The following is a 20,021-nucleotide window of genomic DNA, read 5'->3' as shown; positions in this document are numbered from 1 at the left end:
TCGACTGTCGTTACTCCGAAGTGGGAACCGGGCGACGTCGACGAAGAGATCCGATCTCTAGCCCGGAGGATCTAACAATGTGTCCGCGAGAGTCAATATCCCGGCGAGCAGAAGCCGGGAAGCAGCTCGAATTCATTGGATGTGTCAGGCGCTAGGTGGGCAGGCCCCACGGCGGCGCGGGCTCGGCCGGTGCGACCGGCGAGACGCGCAGGTCGGGACGGTGCCCGGCCGCGTGGATCACCACCTCCTCGCCGCGGCGCAGATCGATCTCGAGGTCGCCGCCGGGGAGGGTCCGCCACCGGATCGGCCGTCCCGAGGCGCCGCGGACCCGCACCGGACCGGGGATCCCGGTGCGCACCCGGCACGGCGCGCCCGCCAGGCTGGCCAGCCGGACGAACTCGGTGCGGCCCCCGCGGCGCACCGCCGACAGCAGGAAAGCGCCCTGCGTGCGGAAGTCGTGCACGGTGAGATCGGGCCAGGAGGCGGGCAGCGCCGGGAAGACCCGGATCACCCCGCCCCAGCTCTGGCACACCATGTCGAACAGCGACTGCGCCGCCGACAGCGGAGTCTCGATGACCGGGCCCGACTCCTTGTACATGGTGTTCGGCTGGACGAAGCGGCGCAGCAGCTCGGCGAGGTAGGACCGCGCGTCCTCGCCCCGCAGCATCTGCGCCGACATCGAGGCCGCACCGGTGAAGCTGTAGCCCTGCAGCGCCCCCTCGAAGCTGATCCAGTGCTTGAGCGACCGGTCGATGAGGGCCCGCTTGTCCGGCCGCTCCCAGGTCACCTCGTACAGCGGATAGACCATCAGCAGGTGCGAGTAGTGCCGGTGCGACTTGGCGAACGGCACGCCCGCGCCGATCATGTAGCCGTTCTCGTCGGCCGGGTAGTCCGCCAGCGTGTCCAGGACGGCGCGCCAGCGCGGCGCCAGCGGATCGTCGACGCGCAGCAGGCGCGCCGATTCCAGCAGCGTCCGGCAGCCCCACCGGATCAGCGCGAGGTCGTAGTTGCAGTCCGGCGCGTTCACGCCGTACTCGGGGGAGAAGGTGTACGGCAGGTGCAGCCGCCCGTCCGGGCCCGGGGCCAGGAAGTGCAGGTAGTAGTTGATCGCCCTGCGCAGCAGCGGGAAGACCACCTCGCGCAGGATCCGCCCGTCCAACGTGTGCCGGTAGGACAGCCACACGTTGTGCAGTGCCCAGGTCAGGTTGCCGACCTCGGGCGTGGGCGACGACCGGCCGGGCACGCCGACCGGATACCCGCTGTTACCGCTCGCCGCGCCGTTCAGCAGGTTCATGTCGGTGGTGCGCGGGATGCCCGCGGAGTCGGCACGGTACTCCGGATCGACCTGGTCGACGAGGGCGTCCCGGAACTCGCCCAGGCTGCGGGTGACCGCGTCCAGCTCCAGATGGTTGGACCCGTGGATCATCCAGTACTCCAGCTGGACGTTCAGGTTCCACCAGGTCGCGGGCCACGGCGTGGGCTCCAGCCAGGGGCCGCACGTCGCCATCACCGGCGCGTCCCGCCGCGCCGCGGAGGCGATCTTGTAGAGCTGGATCCAGTAGAAGCTCTGCATCCGCTGGTCGGGCAGGGACAGGAAGCTCTTGCGGTAGTAGTCGTGCCACCACGACCGGTGGCCGGCGGCCAGCCCGCCCAGCGGGAGGCGGGCGGCCCCGCGGACCATCCGGACGGCCTCCCCCTCGGCCTTCGTCCCGGGGAAGGACCAGGCCACGCCCGCGTAGAGGGTGCGCCGCCGTCCCCTGCGCACGTCCTGCCAGGCGGTGACGTGCTGCCCGCCCGCCAGCAGCGGCTGGACGATGACCTCCAGGTCTCCGTGGCGCGTCACGGTCGGGTCCGGGTTGGCCGCGTACCCCTCGGGCGGCGGCCGTTCGAAGACCGGGTCGGCCCGCGGGCTGATCGCCTTCGCCGGATGGAAGGCCCAGCGGAAGCCCTCCTCCCCGGCGGTCGGAGTCACCTCGACCGCCAGCACCGACCGGTCGTTGTGCACCAGCGCGCGCAGCTCCAGGCTCCCCGCCGCTGTGGTGATCGTGCCGCGCAGCTCGGCGTTCCACAGGTCCAGCCGCCAGTCGACGCCCGTGATCGCGCCCACCGGTTCCAGCGTCAGGTACCCGATCGGCAGCCTGGCCAGCCCGAACAGCGACCCGAACTGCGGCCGGTGGTCCTGCACCTGGCTGTGCTGCACGTTGAAGCGGACCGCGTTGGCGCCGGGCTCGGCGTAGATGCCCGACCCCAGGAAGGCGTTGCCCAGGAAGGGGCCCTCGTACCAGGTCTGCGGCATCCGCCGCCACACCGGGTCCGCGTCGGCGAGGAACCGCTCCCAGTCGACGTCCTCCTGGATCAGCCCTGGAGCGGCCATGGCGCGGGGCGCGCCGGCCAGCGTGCCCGCGGTCCCGGCGAGCGCGGTCCCGGCGAGCGTGCCGCCGAGCAGGGTCCGTCGTGAGATCTCGGTCATCAGCTGCGCGGCCTTTCGAGAGAGACGGCGAACAGGTGGGGGCGGGGACGGGGCAGGGACGGCAGCCGCAGCTCCTTCAGCTCCTTGGCGGGGTCGAGATCGGCCTTCTGGTGGAAGATCGCGACCTTGACGTCCTTGGCCCCGGTACGCGAGTGGTGCTGGGGCGCGCGGATCGCCTCGCTCTCGCCGTAGGCGGGGCCGGACTTCCAGTCGGTGAGCCGGAGCGGCAGCGTCGCGGTCGAGCCGTCGGCGTAGACGGCGGTCATGGTGGCGTCGGTGTTGCCGTTGTCGCTCGCGCCGAGGAGGTGGAGCCGCGCGTACTTCCCTGCGGGGACCGGGATCGTCTGCCCGGACGCGGTGAGGTTGTTCTTCGTGCCCTCGACGTCGTTGACGAACAGGAACTCGATGCCGTCGTCGGTCACCCGCCCGGTCTGCGGCAGCGCGGCGGCCGGGTAGGTGTTGCCGGACCCGTCGAAGTCGCCGTCGCCCATGTAGAACTCGCTGGTGACGCCGTCGTTGTCGAAGTGGCCCGCCAGCTCGACGGGCACCGCCTGGCCGGACGGCGGCAGCGGCCCCAGCCCCCACGGCTGCGCCGGGACGGTCACCCGGACCGGCGCGATGACCAGGTCGGGCCGGGTGCCCTCGGCGTGCACGACGGCCTCCTGGCCGCGCGCGAGGTCGATCTCGATCGTCCCGCCGCCGACGTCGCGCCACCGCGGCGGACGGCCGTGCGCGGCGCGGACGACCGGCTTCCCGGGCAGGCCGTGCCGCAACCGGCAGGGTTCGCCCGCGAGGCTGCGCACCCGGACGAACTGGGTCACCCCGTCCTTGCGCACCGCGCTGACCAGGAACGCCCCCTCGGCGCGGAAGTCGTGCAGGGTGACGTCCCGCCACGCGCCGGGCACGGCGGGGAACACGCGGATGGTGCCGCCCCAGCTCTGGCACAGCATGTCGTGGAGGCTCTGCGCGCCCGACAGGGGCGTCTCGATGACCGGCCCGGCCTCGTAGTAGTGGGTGTTCGGCTGCGCGAAACGCGCCACGAACTCCCGCAGGTACTTCAGCGCGTCGTCGCCGCGGCCCATCGTGGCGGAGATCGAGGACGCCCCCGTGAAGCTGTAGCCGCGCAGCGCGCCCTCGAAGCCGATCCAGTGCTTGAGCGAACGGTCGATGAGGTCGCGGTTCTCGGGCTGCTCCCAGTTGACCAGGTACAGCGGGTAGACGGCGAGCATGTGCGAGTAGTGCCGATGGGACTTGGCGAACGGCACGCCCGTGCCCACCATGAACCCGTTGCCGTCCACCGGGTAGTCGACGAGCTTGTCGAAGACCTCCTTCCAGCGCGGCGCGAGCGGGTCGTCGACGCCGAGCCGCTCGGCGGAGTCGAGCAGCGTCCGGCAGCTCCAGCGGATCAGCGCCAGGTCGTAGTTGCAGTCCGGCGCCGTCCCGTACTCGGGGGAGAAGGTCGGCGGCAGGTGCAGCCGCCCGTCGTCGCCCGGCGCCAGGAAGTGCAGGTAGTAGTTCATCGCCCGCCGCAGGATCGGGAACACCGTCTCCCGCAGGACGCGCTCGTCCATGCTGTGCCGGTAGGTCAGCCACGCGTTGTGCAGCAGCCAGGGCAGGTTGCCGATCTCCGGATCCGGTGAGGAGTACCCGGGCGCGCCCACGTATCCGGCGTCGTCGAACTGGGCGTCGGTGCTGCGCCGCAACCCCATCGAGTCGTGCCGGAACTCCGGGCGCAGCGCGCTCACCAGCGTCTGCTGGTAGGTCTTCAGCGACCTCGGTATCGGATCCAGCTCCAGGTGGTTCGACCCGTAGACCGGCCAGTACTCCAGCTGGGAGTTGAGGTTGTTCCACACCGACGGCCACGGGGTCGGTTCCAGCCACGGCCCGGTGGTGGCCATGATCGGGGCCTCGGCGCGGGCCGCCGAGGCCAGCTTGTAGAGCTGGATCCAGTAGAAGCTCTGCAGCAGCCCGTCCGGGACGGAGATGAAGCTCTTGCGGTAGAAGCGGTGCCACCACGTCCTGTGCTCGCGCGTCAGCCGGGTGATCCCGGGCGCGGACCGTACGGCGTCGAGCGCCTCGCGCTCCGCGTTCGTGTCGGGAAAGGTGTGCGCCACCGACAGGTAGAGGACGCGCTCGCCGTCGTCCGCCCGCTCTCGGTGCGCGGTGGCGGTCTGGCCCCCGGCGACCATGGGCTGCGTCACGAGCGTGACGCCGCCTTCGGTGCGCGTCCCCGGGTCCGGATTGAGCTGGAAGTCCTTGGGCGGGTCCTCGCGGATCGTCCGAGGGCTGATCGCCTTCGACGGGCGGAACGTCAGGCGGACGCCGCGTTCGCCTTCGCTCGGCCGCACCGCGACGGCCAGCAGCGAGCGGCCGCTCTCGACGAAGGCGCGCAGCCCGATCCGGCCCTTGCCGGTCGTGATGGTGCCGCGCAGTTCGGCGTTCCACAGGTCCAGGCGGAGGTCGACGCCGGTGATCTCGCCGACCGGCTCCAGCGTGAGGTTGCCGACCGGAAGCCGGGCCACCCCCCACTCGTTGCCGAACTGGGGACGGTGGTCCTGCACCCGGCTGTGGTGCACGGTGAACCGCAGGCCCTTGCCGCCCGGCTCCTGGTACACCATCGAGCCGAGGAACCCGTCGCCGAGGAAGGGCCCCTCGTACCAGGTCCGGGGGAGTCGCGCCCAGCGCAGATCCTGCTCGGCCAGGAATCTCTCCCAGGCCCGATCCGTCATGTCGCGCAGCCCGACCGCGGCCGGCTCTGCCGCCGCCGGCTCGGCGGGCACCTGCGCGATCCCGGCCGCCGCCGCGGTTCCCAGCACTCCGCCGAGGAAGCCGCGCCTGGACGGAGGGAGTGGCTTGGTCATCGGTCAGTCACCTCACTGGTTCGACCTCGACACACCCGGAAGGCGGGATACATGGGATCTTTACACGTGATCTCGGGTAAGGAAAGCGCTTACAAATAGTAAATTGCTTGATTGGTCCTATCTCTATGGGTGCGGCCGGGCGGACACGCCCGGCCGCGGGTCGAGGACCGTCAGGTGACGTCGATCAGGGAGTGCATGCCCTTGGCGCCGAGCCGGACGCCGTCGGTCAGGTCGATCACCCAGGTGATCACCGCGTACCGGCCCGGCTTCAGCGGCGTCTGGAGGAGCAGGGTGCGGCCGGGCGACAGCGGAGGGGTGCCCAGCGGGGCTCCGGCGAACGGCGGCTCGCCCCATTCGCCGTTCTGGACCCCTTCGAAGAACTTCTGCAGGTCGGCCGTGGTGGTCCCCGGGCGCACCGGTACGAAGATGGCCTCGTTCACCTGGTCCAGGCGGTTGGTCACCAGCAGCGGGGCGCCCGCCCGGACGCGGGCGGGCAGGTGGAACCGGGGGCCGGACGGCGTTCGGGACATGCCCACGACCGCGCCGGGTGCGGGGGCGCGTCCTTCGTGGCGCTCACGCTTGACGGTCAGCTTGCGCAGCGCCTCCGGGCCCGCCGGGGTCTGGGTCTCGAAGTCGAGGTAGTCGAGCAGATAGTAGGTGCCGGGCCGCAGCGTGGTGGTGAAGCTCGTGGACCGTCCGGGCTGGGACTCGGCACCGCCGAGCAGTTCGGCCTCGGCCATCAGCGCCCGCCCCGCCGGGACGGCGACGTCCGGGTCATCGGAGAACACCTTGCCCAGGTGGTCGGCGAAGCTCGCCGGCGTGGCGCCGGGGCGCAGCCGGACCAGGCCGATGATGCTGCCGAGGTCGCCGGTCGCGGTGGTGTCGACCCGGAACGACGTCGTGCCGCTGGTGTGGGACGCCGGCGCGCTGAATCCGTCGTCACCGGCCTGGATCTCGATGACGGGTGCGGTGGGAGCGGCCTTGGCGGGCGTCGCGATCGCCGACATGCCGAGTACCGCGGCCGCGACCATTCCCAGAATTGCTCTCTGCTTCATCGGGACTCCTTGTGGGGGGCTTCGTCTAGCCCAGGACCCTAGGAATCCGAAAGATCATCCCGACAGTGCCCGCGGATGTATCTTCCCTGCGCAGACTGATTCTCCAGATGTACCCGGCCTACCCCCGGAGGCCGATGGAGCGCACCGGCGACCGATCTCCGCGTTCTTGGAGCCCCCGGGACTATGCTGATCTTCCTGATGAGATCTTCCATTGTGCGGAACGGGATGGAACTGGGCGGCCGGTACCGGCTGGAGACCCTCATCGGCCGCGGCGGCATGGGCGAGGTCTGGTGCGGGACCGACCGGCGTTTGCGCCGCCCGGTGGCCGTGAAGGTGCTTTCGCTGGACGCGGCGCCGGGCGAGCAGGCGGTGGCCCGGCTGCGGCGTGAGGCCGAGACCGCGGGAACGCTGCAGCATCCGGCCGTCACCGTCGTGTTCGACATCGGCGAGGAGCCGCACCCCGAAGTCCCCGACGGGCGCCTGGTCTACCTGGTGATGGAACTGCTGGAGGGCCGGGACCTGCGCACGGTCCTGGGCGTCGCGCCCGGCGGCCTGCCGGTTCCGCAGGCGGTGTCGCTGGCCGCGCAGGTCGCCGAGGGGCTCGCCGCCGCGCATGCGCGCGGCGTGGTGCACCGTGACGTCAAGCCGGCGAACCTGCTCATCCTGGCCGACGGCCGCGTGAAGATCTGCGACTTCGGCATCGCCTGGCTGGGGGACACCACCACGCGGCTGACCACCGACGGCAGCGTGATCGGAACGCCCCGCTACATGGCGCCCGAACAGTTCGGCGGCGAGGTCGGCCCGCGCACCGACCTGTACTCGCTGGGCTGCGTCCTGCACGAGCTCTTGACCGGCAGGCCGCCCTTCAAGGCCGAGGGCGGCTTCGCGCAGCTGATGTACATGCACCTGAATGCGACGCCGGAACCTCTGCCCGACTCGTTTCCGGCGGAGCTGCGCGCGCTGGTCGCCGAGTTGCTCGCCAAGGACATGGCGGCCCGCCCCGCCGACGCCGCGACCGTCGCGCAGCGCTTGCGCGCCGTCGGCGGCGGGACGACCGAGCGGCCGCCCCTGCCGCCTACGGCGCCGCAGCCGTCCGTGCTCCCTCCGTCCGGTGACCCCACCCGGGGCGACGCCGGTGGGACGCGCAGCGGGGCCAAACGTCTCAAGGCCGGAATCGCCGCCGTGGCCGCCGTTCTGGTCGCGGCGGGGGCGGGCATCGCGTTCGCCGTCTCCGCGGCCAGCGACTCGGACTCGCGCGACAAGGATCTTTCACCGTCCAAGCCTTCCGCTTCGGCCGCGGCGAGTCGCGACCCGCTCACACCGATGAACGATGGCTGGCGTGTGGTCACCTCTCAGCAGTGGGAGGTGGCTTACGAGGTGCCGGCTTCCTGGACGCCAGGGACCCCCGGCTACGTGATGTCGTACACCGACGCCACGGAAAAACCGGTCATCGGGGCGTCGAACATCGCCTACATCCAACAGGAGAACGGCGACGGCAACGGCTGTTACCTGGCTCTTGCCGGTGTTCGCAGCGGCAAGGGCATCGTCAATGCCGCGCCGGGCCAGATGAACGCCCTGGCAGAGTCGGCCGAGAAGCAGGCACGTCAGTGGGCGGTAAGCGCGTTCCACGTCGACTACAGGCCTCCGGTCTTGGACGCGGGCACGCGCCGCACGCTCACCCTTGCCGGCGGCGTCCAGGCCCAAGTGCACTCGTTCACCGTCCAGTCGGTGGCCGGCGTGGACGAGTGCAACGCCACCAGAAGCGGAGCCCGCGTCCATGTCCTGACGGCCGCCTCACGGGTTCCCGGGCGGGACGGGGGGCCGTTCACCTTCACCGTCCTCACCGGGCCGAACATGCGATTCGCCGACCAGAGAACGGTCGACAGGATCCTTCGCAGCGTGCGTTCGCTGAAGTGAGGCTCAGGGGGAGAGGTACTCGAGGACTTCGCCCTTGGTCTCGATGGCGAACAAGGGGACGATGACGGCGACGAGCACGGCGATGCCGCCGAAGACCGCGAACACCCAGTGCAGCCCGCAGGCGATGAAGGTGCCGATGATCAGAGGGCTGATCATCGAGGCGAGCCGGAGCCACGCGGTGGCGGCGCCGACGCCGATCGCCCGGATCCGGGTCGGGTAGAGCTCGGGGGTGTAGAGGTAGACGCCGATCGCGGCCGCGGCGGCGAAGAAGTAGGCGCCGCTGCCGAAGACCATCAGGTCTGAGGGCGCGTCGAGCCCGGAGCCGGCGAGCAGGAAAAGGAAGATCGCGGAGCCGCCGAGGGCGGCGGTGAACCAGATGCGGCGGCCGACGAAGTCGATGGTCAGCGCGCACAGGGTGGCGCCGACGAGGAACATCAACTCCCAGCCCAGGTGCGGCACCACCCAGAACCCGACCAGGCCGGCCGCGACGACGCCGACGGAGAAGACGAGCTCGTAGATCAGGATGAACCGGCCGCGGCCATGCGCGGCAACGGAAGCCTGCTCTGACGCCGGCCTCCGTTTTTGCGGGCGTCATCCTGATCATGGCGCGGTATCGGCCAAGGGGCGGGTCACAGCTGGATGTGGCCGGTGAGCCACGATTCGATGAAGTGTTCCAGGGACGGCGCGACGCAGCGGCGATTGTCGGTCCGGTGGTCCCAGACGAAGATGTCCGGCCTGCCTTCGGGGACGAGGGCGTAGGCGAACAGGTTGCCGTCCCCGGGAGCGTCGGAGATGAACAGCAGTTGGTCGAACGACATGTAGAGCCGTTTCAGGGCCGGGTAGGTGCGCATTTCCAGGTTGCCCTGGAGAAGCTGTTCGGCGGAGAAGACCAGGTTGTATCCGTTGGCGTCGATCACGCCGTCGGTCTCACCGAGAAGTTTGACCAGGTCGTCGGGGAGCAGGTGCCCCAGCGCCTCCTCCACCTGGAACAGGGCCTGTTCCGTGACCGGAGAGGCGAACCGGGCCTGGGAGGTGTGTTGTTCGATCAGCTCACGCCACATTGGCGAATCATGACGAAAGCCTGCCCGCGCCGTCCAGTTGGCCTCCCCCGTAGGACGATGCCGGCTCCGGGCTGTGAACGTCGATAACGCCCTGTGTGCGTGCCAAGCGGTCGGGGCGGCGGGCGGCGAAGGTCCGGTGTCGTGGCATTGCGCCGAGGCCGGCGGCGGAGCGCTGATATTCGCGGCGGCCCGGTAATCCTTTGATCGGACCGGTGTCCGCGCGCATCGGGCATTATTAATTCTGCTCGACTTTTATTGTTCGGAAACAGATCGCGCGAGCGGCCGAGCTTCCGAATGGTCCCCGTCCGTGCCGCGCCGGCGGCCATCCCACCAGGTCCAGAGGTGCTCCAGGCATCCTGGACGTGATCGGCGGCGGCGGTGGCGCGCGCGCCGCGCCGGCAGCGGCCGTGCGGCGGAGGTCGCGGGCGCCTATGGTAGAGGACCATTCTCCCAAGTGCTACTTGTTTTTACCGTTTCTCGTGAATATGGTTCTCGTACCGGTCGGTGCCAGCCGGTGGAGCCCCGCGCTCTTCCAACAGGGCGCCGTCCGCTCGACAGAGTGCTCCAGGGAAGGCGGGCCGTATGATGCTCACCGTCGCGGCCCGGGTCGGCCGCAGTCTCCTTGTGGTGCTGCTGGTCTCCTTCGCCGTGGTGGCGTTGATGAGCCTGGCGCCCGGGTCGGTCGCGGCGGTGATCCTCGGCGAGGACGCGACGCCGCAGGCCATCGCCGCGCTGAACGCGCAGCTGGGCCTGGACCAGCCGTTCTGGGCGCAGTACCTGGACTGGCTCGGCAACGCCGCACGCGGGGACCTGGGCACCTCCCCGATCACCAACCAGCCGGTGACCGAAGCGATCGCGGAGCGGTTGCCGGTGACCTTGCAGCTGGCGGTCATGGCCCTGCTGATCGCGCTGGTCGTCGCGGTGCTGCTGGCGGTGGCCTCCGCGGTCCGGCCGGCGAGCCCGCTCGACCGGTCGATCAACGTGGTCTCCTCGCTGCTGCTGTCGGTGCCGGCGTTCATCGCGGGCCCGGTGCTGATCTACCTGTTCGCGCTGCAACTCGGCTGGTTCCCCGTGATCGGCTGGTCGGACGTCGGCGAGGGCCTCGGCGGGAACCTGCGCGGCGCGCTGCTGCCCGCGATCTCCATCGCACTGATCGAGATCGCCGCCTTCCAGCGCGTCCTGCGGGAGGACCTGATCGGAACGCTCCGGGAGGACTTCGTCGGGGCGGCCCGAGCCAAGGGGATGGGCCCGGCCTACGTGATGTTCCGGCACGCGCTGCGGCCGTCGTCGATGTCGCTGATCACGCTCGCGGGCATCAACCTCGGCCGGCTGATGGGCGGAACGGTGATCGTCGAGTCGCTGTTCCTGCTGCCGGGCCTCGGCCAGTTGCTGACGACCTCGATCGTCTCGCGAGACCTGATCATGGTGCAGGGAGTGGTGGTGTTCATCGCGGTGCTCTACGTCCTGATCAACACGGTGGTCGACCTGAGCTACCGGCTGATCGATCCCCGAGTCCGGAAGGCGGCCACCGCATGACGCAGTCGCACGTTGCCGGGGGCCGCCTCGCCGCGCCGGCCGCACCGGTCGTCCCCGCGGTCCGGAAGACCCGGTCGGTGCTGGTGTACCTGGCCTTCGCCTGGCTGATCGCGATGATCGGGATGGCGTTGTTCGCGAACCTGCTGCCACTGGCGCCGTACGCCACGGCGGTGGGCACGCCGCACCAGGGCCCGCGGTGGGGATCCCTCGACCTGGTGATGGGCACCGACTACCTGGGCCGGTCGATCCTGTCGCGTGCCGTCCACGGGGCGCGGGTCTCGCTCGTGGTCGGCGCCGTCGCGGGCCTGGTCGGGTTCGTCGCCGGCGGATTCCTCGGGATGCTCTCCGGCTACCTCGGCAAGCGGGTGGACGCGGTGATGCGGCTGCTGTCCGACGCGATGCTGGCGTTCCCGCCGCTGATCCTGCTGCTGGCGCTGTCGTCCATCCTCACCCCCAGCGTGCGGACCCTGCTGGTGGGGCTGACGCTGCTGGTGCTGCCCACCTTCCTCCGGCTGGCGCGGGCGAACACCCTGGCGTGGTCGTCGCGGGAGTTCGTGCTGGCGGCGCGGAACATGGGGGCGGGGCACCGCCGGATCCTCATGAAGGAGATCCTGCCCAACGTCCTGCCCTCGCTCGGTGCCTACCTGCCGATCGTGATGGCCGCGCTGATCGTCGCGGAGGGGTCGTTGAGCTTCCTCGGGCTGGGGATCCCGCCGCCCACCCCGAGCTGGGGCGGGATGATCAACGACGGCAAGGACGCCATCGAGGACTCGCCGCACATGGTGCTCATGCCCGCACTGGTCATCTTCCTCACCGTGTTCTCGCTGAACCTGGCCGGTGACCACCTCCGGCGCCGGTTCGACCGCACCCTGCACGACTGACGCCGACCGACCGACCGTTCTGCACGGCCGACCGCCCCGTCCCACCCCCGGACCGCTGACAAGAGGTCGAACGATGCTCCGAACCAGACGTTTCCCGGCAGCCGTGGTGGCCTGTGCCGCGGCGCTGGTCACGGCCGCGTGCAGCGGCCCGACCGCCGGCACATCGACCGGGCCGGCCGGCGACCCGGTGCCGGGCGGCACCGCCCGGATCGTCATGATCAATGAGCCGCGGAGCCTGGATCCGGCGATCCTGTCGAACGCGTGGGCGTTCAACGCCGTCCTGGGCAACGCCCTGTACGGCACCTTGATGATCAACGACGCGGTGACCGGCAAGATCAGCTATCAGATGGCCGAGAGCTTCACCAGCAAGGACAAGGGCGCGACCTTCGAACTGAAGCTGCGCGACGGGCTGACCTTCACCGACGGCAGCCCGCTGGACGCGCACGCCGTGAAGTTCAACTGGGACCGGCTCGGGAAACCGGCCACCGGGTCCCCCTCCATCCGGGACGCGGCGGCGGTCGCCTCGACCGAGGTGCTGGACGGCCGGACGCTGAAGGTCACGCTGAAGATGCCGATCCCGAACTACGTCCAGGGCGTGGTCGCCAGCGGGATGAACTGGATCGCATCGCCGAAGGCACTGGCGCAGGGGCAGCGGGCGTACGACGCGAAACCCGTCGGCGCGGGCCCGTTCACCCTGAAATCGTGGACCCGCCACGACAAGGTCCAGTTGGTGAAGAATCCCCGGTACTGGGATGCGCCCAAGCCCTACCTCGACGCCATCCTGCTCCGCGCCACGCCCGACAGCACACAGCGGTTGAGCACCCTGACCAGCGGCGACGCCGACGTGACCGTCGACACCAGCTGGAAGACCATCGACAAGGCGCGCAAGGCGGGCTTCACCACCCAGGTCATGCCGATGAGCGGCGGTCAGGGCCTGGTCATGAACTCGCGCAGGCCGCCGTTCAACGATCCGCGGGCACGCCAGGCCGTCGCCGCGGCACTGGACCTCGACGCGACCGACCTCTCCTTGAACAACGGCAAGGGGAAGGTCCCCAAGAGGCTGTTCACCGAGTCCTCACCGTTCTATGAGGACATCGCGCTGACGAAGCCGGACAAGGAACTCGCGCAGCGGCTGTTCGACCAGCTGGCCGCCGAGGGCAAGCGCGTCTCGTTCACCTTCAGCGCCCAGCCCTCCACGGAGGCGAAGGGCACGTCGGAGAGCGTCCAGGCCCAGCTCAGCGCGTTCAAGAACGTCGAAGTCAAGATCCGGACCATCGATCACGCCAAAACCGCGGCGGTCTACGCCTCGAAGGACTTCGACATGCTCATCTCCTCGGCCCTGCTCGTGGACCCCGAGCCGCAGCTGTGGTCGGTCCTGCACGGCAGGTCCCCCTCCAACCACTCGGGTGTCAACGACCCGCAGATGAACGCGGCGCTGGACAAGGGCCGCAGATCGACGTCGCTGGAGGAACGCAGAGCGGCCTACAAGGTGGTGCAGGAGCGCCTGGTCGCCCTCGTCCCCATGATCTTCTTCTCCCGTGCCTCGCCCGCGGTCGAGACGGCGAGGAACGTCCACGGTGCCAGGCTGTACGGCTTCGGGTCGCTGCTGCCCGAGGAACTGTGGATCCAGCGGTGACACGGGACGAGAGGTCAGGTCATGAGTGCTGAACCCGTGCTGCGGGTGCGGAACCTGCACGCCTACATCGGCACCCCGCGGGGCGTGGTGCGGGCCGTGCAGGACGTGTCCCTGGACGTCGACCGCGCCCAGGCGCTGGGAGTGGTCGGCGAGTCCGGATCCGGCAAGTCGATGATGGCCCGGGCGATCATGGGCCGGCTCCCGGCGCGGGCGGAGTGCTCCGGGGAGGTCCTCTTCAAGGGCCGGGACCTGCTCTCCATGCCCCGCAAGCAGCGGGCGGAGATCTGGGGCAAGCAGGTGGCCATGGTGTTCCAGGACCCCGGCCGCTCCCTCAATCCGGTGGTGCGGGTGGAACGCCAGCTGACCGAGGGCATGCGCAGGCTGCTCGGCGTCGGCCGCTCCGAGGCGCGCGGCCGGGCCGTCGGCCTCCTGCGGGAGGTCGGCGTGCCCGACCCCGAACGGCGGCTGCGCAACTACCCGCACGAACTGTCGGGCGGCATGCGCCAGCGGGTGATGATCGCGATCGCGCTGGCCTGCGAGCCCGAGCTGCTGATCGCCGACGAGCCGACGACCGCGCTGGACGTGACGATCCAGCGGCAGATCCTGGACCTGCTGCGCCGCGTGCAGCGCGATCGCGGGATGTCGCTGGTGCTGATCAGCCACGACCTCGCCGTCGTCGCGGGGCGGACCGACCGGGTCGCGGTGATGTACGCCGGCCGGCTGGCCGAGGCCGGCTCGACCCGCCTCGTGTTCGACACGCCCCGGCACCGCTACACCCACGCCCTGCTGGAGGCGACACCGACCCTCGAGCACGAGCGGAACACGCCGCTGCGGCTGATCCCGGGCTCGCTGCCGGATCCGGTGAACCCGCCGGAAGGGTGCCGGTTCACGGCGCGCTGCGCGCACGCCGACGACGAGTGCCGCGACCCCGGTCCGTCCATGGCGGCGGTGGCGGCCGACCACCACGTGGCCTGCGTCCGCCCGGTGACGGGCCCGGAAGGAGTCGATCTCAATGGCCGGTAGCGGGACCGCGCACCTGCGCGGCGAGCAGGCACTGCTGTCCGTGCGGGATCTGGTCGTCGAGTACCCCGGCAAGACGGGGACCGTACAGGCGGTCTCCAAGGTCAGCTTCGACGTGCTGCCGGGGGAGACGCTCGGGATCGTCGGCGAGTCCGGCTGCGGCAAGTCCACCACCGGACGGGCCATGCTGCGCCTGGACCGGGCGACCTCGGGCCGGATCAGCTTCGGCGGCGAACGGATCGAGCAGGCCGGCGAGCGCCGGATGCGGACGCTCCGGCGGCAGATGCAGATGATCTTCCAGGATCCGGTGGCGTCGCTGAACCCCCGCCGCTCGGTCAAGGACATCGTCGTCGAGGGCCTCGCGGTCAACGGTTCCCCCGCCGCCGAGCGGGCCGCGATGTCGGCGGACGTGCTGGCCAAGGTCGGCCTCTCCGACGAGCGGTTCACCCGCCTGCTGCCCCGGCAGCTGTCCGGGGGACAGGCCCAGCGGGTCGCGATCGCCCGGGCCCTCGCGGTCAACCCCCGGCTCCTCCTGTGCGACGAGCCCGTCTCCGCGCTGGACGTGTCCGTCCAGGCGCAGATCCTCAACCTCATCTCCGACCTCAAGGCCGACTACGACCTGACCGTCGTGTTCATCGCGCACGACCTCGGGGTGGTGCGCAACATCAGCGACAACGTCATGGTCATGTACCTGGGCAAGGTGTGCGAGTTCGGCGACGCCGCCGAGGTCTACGACTCTCCCGCCCACCCCTACACCCGCGCCCTCCTCGACTCCGTTCCGCTGACCGATCCGGACCAGGGGTTCACCGGTCCCGCACTCGAAGGCGACATGCCCTCACCAATGTCGCCGCCCACGGGCTGCCGATTCCGTACCCGCTGCCCGCTGGCCCAGGACCGCTGCGCCGAGGAGGAACCGGAAGTCCGCGAGGTCCGGACCGGCCAGTTCACCGCGTGCCATTTCCCGCTGACACCGGCCACGAAGGCGGGCTAGACGCCACAACCCACCGCGACCGCCGGGGGCGTGCTGAAGTCTCTTTGGGAGCCGGGATTTCACTCTCGGCTCCCAATCTGTTTCGGCTGGTCATCTGGTCGGAATCCCGCCCTTGCGACGAGTCTTGTGACCATTTCTGATTGGCCGGATAAGGCCAATGATCGCGTCTTGTGGGCCAAGATGATCCATGTAAACGTGATCTTGAGGGTTGCCGGTGATCTTCGGGAGGGCCCCCAGCATGACCCGAGAGCCGGAACAAACGAGACCGTCCGTCCCTCTCCGCTGGCCGACGTTCCTCCGCCTCGACCGTCCCGAGCTCGACGGAACCGAGATGGTCATCCCGGCCAGGCCCACCGAATCACGCGCGCGCACCCGCACCAGCGGGTCGGCACCCCTCGCCTATCTCTACGAACTCGACAACGAGTTCGAGCCCGAGACCGTGGTGAGGCTGCCGGCCGGCCACTACGACGCGGACGAGCTCGTCTGGTCCTTCTCCGGCGACGTGCCGGGGATCATCGGGATCACCGAGCCGACGACCGCGTCCTGACCACTGCGAGAACCGCATCCCGGTCCCGGCACGAGCGATCCTCGGCCGAGAAAGGTACGACCATGCCCAGTGTTCTGACCAGGCCTCCGCTCCGCACGACCCGCGCCTTCCTGTCGCCGGACCACGCCGACATCGACCTGGAGTCGATCCCCACCCCCGAGGGCGACCAGCGGCCGTTCGGCTACGCCTACTCCACGCCCTGGGGAGCCGAGGACGACGGCCCGGGCGCCGACCCCCAGGCCGGCTACTACGACCCCGAGTCCCAGACCTGGCGCGGGCCCGACGGCGAGGAGATCACGGCCGGCTACAGCTCGTGGACGCAGACGGGCACCAGCAAGCCGTACGACAAGTACCTCGACGACATCTGCGCCTGACGCATGGCCGTAGACCAGGCTGAGGTCCTGATCATCACGCAGGACTTCGACCCCACCGTCGACCCGGTCGTCCGCAGCCTCGCGGCCAAGGGCGCCCGGGTCGTCCGGGTGGACACCAGCTACTTCCCCCGCGACCTGACCTTCACCGCCTCCGACTTCGAGGGCGAGCGCGACCTGCTGCGGCACCGCGACCGCGAACTGGACCTCGGCCGGCTCGCCGGCGTGTGGTACCGCCGGCCGACCGCGTTCGAGTTCGGCGAGGAGATGGGCGAGGCGGAGCGCGAGTTCGCCCGGTACGAGGCGCTGCACGGCATCGGCGGGATCCTCCGCGCGACCGACTGCCTGTGGATCAACCGCCCGGACCTCGACGCGGTCGCCGAGCTGAAGCCGTACCAGCTCAAGGTCGCCAAGCGGGCCGGGATGCGGGTCCCGCGGACGCTGCTGACCAACGACCCGGACGAGGTCTCCCGGCTGATGGACGGCGGCCGCCACAAGCTCGTCTACAAGTCGCTGAGCGGCGGCGTCATCCACTATCCCGGGGCCTTCCCGACCGGGCTCCTGACCACCGTGCTCGGCGACGAACTGCGCGACAACGTCGGCCGGGTCCGGCACACCATCTGCCAGTTCCAGGAGTACATCGACAAGGTGCACGAGGTGCGGCTCACCATCATCGGGAACACCTACTTCCCCGTGACGGTCGACTCGCAGGGGACGGAGAAGACCGAGGTCGACTGGCGGGCCGCCATGGAGATGAAGTACGGCGACTACCGGCCGCTCCCCGACGAGGTCGTCAAGCAGACGCAGGCCCTCATGGAGGAGCTCGGACTCGTCTACGCCGCGGTGGACTTCATCGTCACCCCCGACGGCGAGTACGTGTTCCTGGAGGCCAACCCCTGCGGGCAGTTCATGTGGATGCAGAACGACCTCGGCCTGCCGATGAGCGACCGCATCGCCGAGCTGCTGATGGAGGGAGGCCCGTTCCGCCGCGGTGATGTCGAGCAGGTCGGTTACTAGATGGACGACCCCGAAGCGGGCACCGCGTCCTCGCCGGTCACCGCCGCCGAGCTGACGGAGCCGCCGCGGATCGAGCTGCGGCGGCTCCCCGCGCTGGCGGCCGGCGCCGTCAGGCTCGCGCGGACCGCGGCCCCCCGCGAGTTCCTCCTGGTCGCCGTCCTCCAGGCGCTCGGCGGGCTCGGCCTGGTCCTGCCCATCCTGGGCGGCCGGGAGCTGCTGAGCCGGATGCTGGACACGGGAAGCGGAACCGGGCAGGCGGACGTGCTGTGGCAGGCGGCGGTCGTGCTCGGACTGCTCGGCCTCATCGGCCTGGCCACGGCGGTGGCGGCGGCACGCGACGACGTCCTCAGCGAGCTGATCAACCGGTACGCCATGGGACGCATCCTGGACGTCGCGTGCACGGTCGACCTGGAGGAGTTCGAACGCCCCGAGTTCCACAACCGGCTCGAACGCGCGTCGATGAGCGCGCGGATCCGGCCGCACCAGCTCACCCAGGGGCTCGGCGCGCTGAGCGGCGCGTTGATGGGCACCGCCGGTGTCGCCCTCGCGCTGGCGGCCATCGAGCCGCTGCTCGTCCCGGCCACGCTGCTGGCGGGCGTGCCGCTGTGGCTGGCCGGTCTCAGGAGCGGGCAGGTGCTCTTCGACGCGCTGTTCCGGCTCACCCCCGCGGAACGGGAGCGCAGCTACCTGCTGGAGCTGCTGACCGATCGCCGCTCGGCCAAGGAGGTCAGGGCGTTCGGGCTCGGCGGCTACCTGCGCGGCCGGTGGGAGCGCCGCACCGACGAGCGCCTCGCCGAGATCCGCCGGACCGCGCGCCGGCGCCTCCGGATCACCCTGGTGGCGCGGTTCGTCAGCGGGATCGCGCTCGCGGCCGTGCTGGTGCCGCTGGTCGCGTACGCCGCGCGCGGCGGCATGCCGCTCGCCGACGCCGGGGCCGCCGCCACCGCCGTGCTGCTGCTGGCCTCCCGGCTGCGGACCGCCGCGGCCGGGACCGACCAGCTCTTCGAGGCCGCGCCGTTCGTCCAGGACCTGCGGGAGTTCCTGAAGGAGCGGGAGCGGCCGCCCGCGCTCGCGGCCCCCGCACCGGCCGGGTTCCGCCGGCTCACGGTGGAGGGCCTCACCTTCACCTACCCCTCGGCCGACCGGCCGGCCCTGCGGGGCGTCGACCTGGAGATCGGCACCGGGCAGGTGATCGCGCTGGTCGGCGAGAACGGCTCGGGGAAGACCACGCTGGCCAAGCTGCTCTCGCACCTGTACCGGCCGCAGGGGGGACGGATCAGCTACGACGGCGTGGACGTCGCCGGCGCCGACCCGGACGAGCTGCGCGGCTCGATCGCGGTGCTCTTCCAGGACTTCCAGCGCTACCTGCTGCCGGCCGCCGACAACGTCGCGATGGGCCGCTGGGAGCGGATCGACGACCAGGGCGCGATCGAGGAGGCCGCGGCGGCCGCCGGGGCGGACGGCTTCCTCGACGCGCTGCCGCGGGGATACCGGACTCTGCTCGGCCCCGAGTTCGCCGGTGGCGTGGACCTCTCCGGGGGCCAGTGGCAGCGGATCGCGCTCGCGCGCGCCTTCTTCCGGGACGCGCCGTTCGTCATCCTGGACGAGCCCACCGCGACCCTCGACGCGCGGGCCGAGTACGAGCTGTTCGAGCGACTGCGGACGCTGCTCGCCGGGCGGACGGTGCTGCTGATCTCGCACCGCTTCTCGACGGTGCGGACGGCCGACCACATCTACGTGCTGGACGGCGGCCGCGTGGCCGAGCACGGCACGCACGACGACCTGATGGCGGCGGGCGGGCGCTACGCGGAGCTGTTCGCCCTGCAGGCGGCGGGGTATCTCGACACCGTATGAACTCAGCGGGTCGCGACGACGATCATCCGGTTGCTCTCCGGACCCAGCGGCTCGCCGGTCTCGTCCAGGCCCTCGACCTCGCCGAAGCCCGCGTCGTGCAGCCAGCCGCGCAGCTCGGTGAAGGTGAGCATGCGTACGAAGTACCGCAGGTCGCGGGTCCTGCCTTCGCGGATCACCGTCCGGTCGGTCACCAGGCGGCCGGTCAGCGGTTCCCAGGTGTGCCGGTCGACGATGCGGTCGCCGTCCCGTTCGATCACGCTGGCGTGCTGGAACCGCCGGAGCAGCCAGTCCCGGTCGATCGTCTCCACCAGGAACCGCCCGCCCGGCTTGAGCGCGCGGGCCGCCTCGGAGAGGACCCGCCGGTTGCCGTCGTCGTCGAAATAGCCGAACGAGGTGAACCAGCAGACGATCCGGTCGAACCGCTCCGTCCAGGGCAGCTCGCGCATGTCGCCCTCGACGTAGGTCACCTCGGCGGAATCGCGCCGCGCTCGTTCCAGGAACTCCGGCGTCGAGTCCAGGCCGGTCACGCGGCAGCCGCGCTGGGCCAGGCGGTCGGCGATGCGGCCGTATCCGCATCCGAGGTCGAGCACCTCCATGCCAGGCTCCAGCTCCAGGAGGCGCCAGATGAAGTCGGCCTCGTGGTCGCTGCTGGAGTCGAGCATGCCGCCGAGGAAATACTCCCAGTCCTCGCCGAAAACGTCGTCGGTGTCGAATGCTGATCCGGTCATGGTCGCCCTCCGGCTCCGCGGTCTCCGCACTCCGCCACAGAAAGATCTTGCAGTCGACCCGGGGCGGCGGCCAGCC

Annotated in this window: 16 protein-coding genes; 10 read left to right on the top strand and 6 right to left on the bottom strand. The window is 70.6% G+C overall.

Annotation, left to right across the window (positions count from 1 at the left end):
- Window positions 1-151 precede the first annotated feature (151 nt).
- From ABD340_RS25600 to ABD340_RS25590, 3 genes are all read right to left on the bottom strand, one after another.
- Complete coding sequence (locus ABD340_RS25600) at window positions 152-2,470, bottom strand: glycosyl hydrolase family 95 catalytic domain-containing protein (protein ID WP_344592227.1); 2,319 nt, start codon at window positions 2,468-2,470, stop codon at window positions 152-154.
- Entirely contained in the window at window positions 2,470-5,331 is a 2,862-nt protein-coding gene (locus tag ABD340_RS25595) for a glycosyl hydrolase family 95 catalytic domain-containing protein (RefSeq protein WP_344592226.1), read from the bottom strand. The genes ABD340_RS25600 and ABD340_RS25595 overlap by 1 nt, the downstream gene beginning before the upstream one ends.
- 170 nt (window positions 5,332-5,501) lie before the next feature.
- Window positions 5,502-6,386: a hypothetical protein gene (locus tag ABD340_RS25590; protein ID WP_344592225.1), complete on the bottom strand. Its 885-nt coding sequence runs from the start codon at window positions 6,384-6,386 to the stop codon at window positions 5,502-5,504.
- Between the two features lie 198 nt (window positions 6,387-6,584).
- Between ABD340_RS25590 and ABD340_RS25585 the strand changes: the two genes are divergently transcribed.
- Window positions 6,585-8,303, top strand: coding sequence for a serine/threonine-protein kinase (locus tag ABD340_RS25585; RefSeq protein WP_344592224.1), 1,719 nt, complete (start codon window positions 6,585-6,587; stop codon window positions 8,301-8,303).
- A 3-nt stretch (window positions 8,304-8,306) separates the two neighbouring features.
- Here the strand turns inward: ABD340_RS25585 and ABD340_RS25580 are convergent, their stop codons facing one another.
- Entirely contained in the window at window positions 8,307-8,762 is a 456-nt protein-coding gene (locus tag ABD340_RS25580; protein ID WP_344592223.1) for an MFS transporter, read from the bottom strand.
- Between the two features lie 170 nt (window positions 8,763-8,932).
- Window positions 8,933-9,364 (bottom strand): SMI1/KNR4 family protein, encoded by a 432-nt coding sequence (locus ABD340_RS25575; protein WP_344592222.1) that lies wholly within the window; start codon window positions 9,362-9,364, stop codon window positions 8,933-8,935.
- A gap of 582 nt (window positions 9,365-9,946) precedes the next feature.
- Between ABD340_RS25575 and ABD340_RS25570 the strand changes: the two genes are divergently transcribed.
- The 9 genes from ABD340_RS25570 (at window position 9,947) to ABD340_RS25530 (ending at window position 19,217) form a co-directional block, all read left to right on the top strand.
- Complete coding sequence (locus tag ABD340_RS25570; protein WP_344592220.1) at window positions 9,947-10,900, top strand: ABC transporter permease; 954 nt, start codon at window positions 9,947-9,949, stop codon at window positions 10,898-10,900.
- Window positions 10,897-11,781: an ABC transporter permease gene (locus tag ABD340_RS25565; RefSeq protein ID WP_344592219.1), complete on the top strand. Its 885-nt coding sequence runs from the start codon at window positions 10,897-10,899 to the stop codon at window positions 11,779-11,781. Before ABD340_RS25570 ends, ABD340_RS25565 begins: the two co-directional genes overlap by 4 nt.
- Window positions 11,782-11,854: 73 nt before the next feature.
- Window positions 11,855-13,417, top strand: a complete 1,563-nt coding sequence (locus ABD340_RS25560) for an ABC transporter substrate-binding protein (protein WP_344592218.1) — start codon at window positions 11,855-11,857, stop codon at window positions 13,415-13,417.
- Between the two features lie 21 nt (window positions 13,418-13,438).
- Window positions 13,439-14,440, top strand: coding sequence for an ABC transporter ATP-binding protein (locus ABD340_RS25555; protein WP_344592217.1), 1,002 nt, complete (start codon window positions 13,439-13,441; stop codon window positions 14,438-14,440).
- A complete protein-coding gene (locus ABD340_RS25550) occupies window positions 14,430-15,428 on the top strand; it encodes an ABC transporter ATP-binding protein (RefSeq protein WP_344592216.1) in 999 nt (332 codons plus the stop codon). The genes ABD340_RS25555 and ABD340_RS25550 overlap by 11 nt, the downstream gene beginning before the upstream one ends.
- 238 nt (window positions 15,429-15,666) lie before the next feature.
- Window positions 15,667-15,975 carry a hypothetical protein gene (locus ABD340_RS25545; protein ID WP_344592215.1) on the top strand — a complete coding sequence of 103 codons (309 nt, stop codon included), beginning with the start codon at window positions 15,667-15,669 and terminating at the stop codon, window positions 15,973-15,975.
- Between the two features lie 62 nt (window positions 15,976-16,037).
- On the top strand, window positions 16,038-16,349 hold the full coding sequence (locus ABD340_RS25540; RefSeq protein WP_344592214.1) for a hypothetical protein: 312 nt from the start codon (window positions 16,038-16,040) through the stop codon (window positions 16,347-16,349).
- Window positions 16,350-16,352: 3 nt separating this feature from the next.
- Window positions 16,353-17,363 carry an MvdC/MvdD family ATP grasp protein gene (locus tag ABD340_RS25535; protein WP_344592212.1) on the top strand — a complete coding sequence of 337 codons (1,011 nt, stop codon included), beginning with the start codon at window positions 16,353-16,355 and terminating at the stop codon, window positions 17,361-17,363.
- Window positions 17,364-19,217 carry an ABC transporter ATP-binding protein gene (locus ABD340_RS25530; RefSeq protein ID WP_344592211.1) on the top strand — a complete coding sequence of 618 codons (1,854 nt, stop codon included), beginning with the start codon at window positions 17,364-17,366 and terminating at the stop codon, window positions 19,215-19,217.
- Between the two features lie 2 nt (window positions 19,218-19,219).
- On the opposite strand, the gene ABD340_RS25525 is transcribed toward ABD340_RS25530, so the two are convergent.
- Window positions 19,220-19,945 (bottom strand): SAM-dependent methyltransferase, encoded by a 726-nt coding sequence (locus ABD340_RS25525; protein WP_344592210.1) that lies wholly within the window; start codon window positions 19,943-19,945, stop codon window positions 19,220-19,222.
- Window positions 19,946-20,021: the final 76 nt, after the last annotated feature.

Origin of the sequence: Actinomadura vinacea (genome assembly GCF_039532545.1) — a bacterium.
GTDB classification, from domain to species: domain Bacteria; phylum Actinomycetota; class Actinomycetes; order Streptosporangiales; family Streptosporangiaceae; genus Spirillospora; species Spirillospora vinacea.
This window is presented reverse-complemented; position numbering and strand designations above follow the sequence as displayed.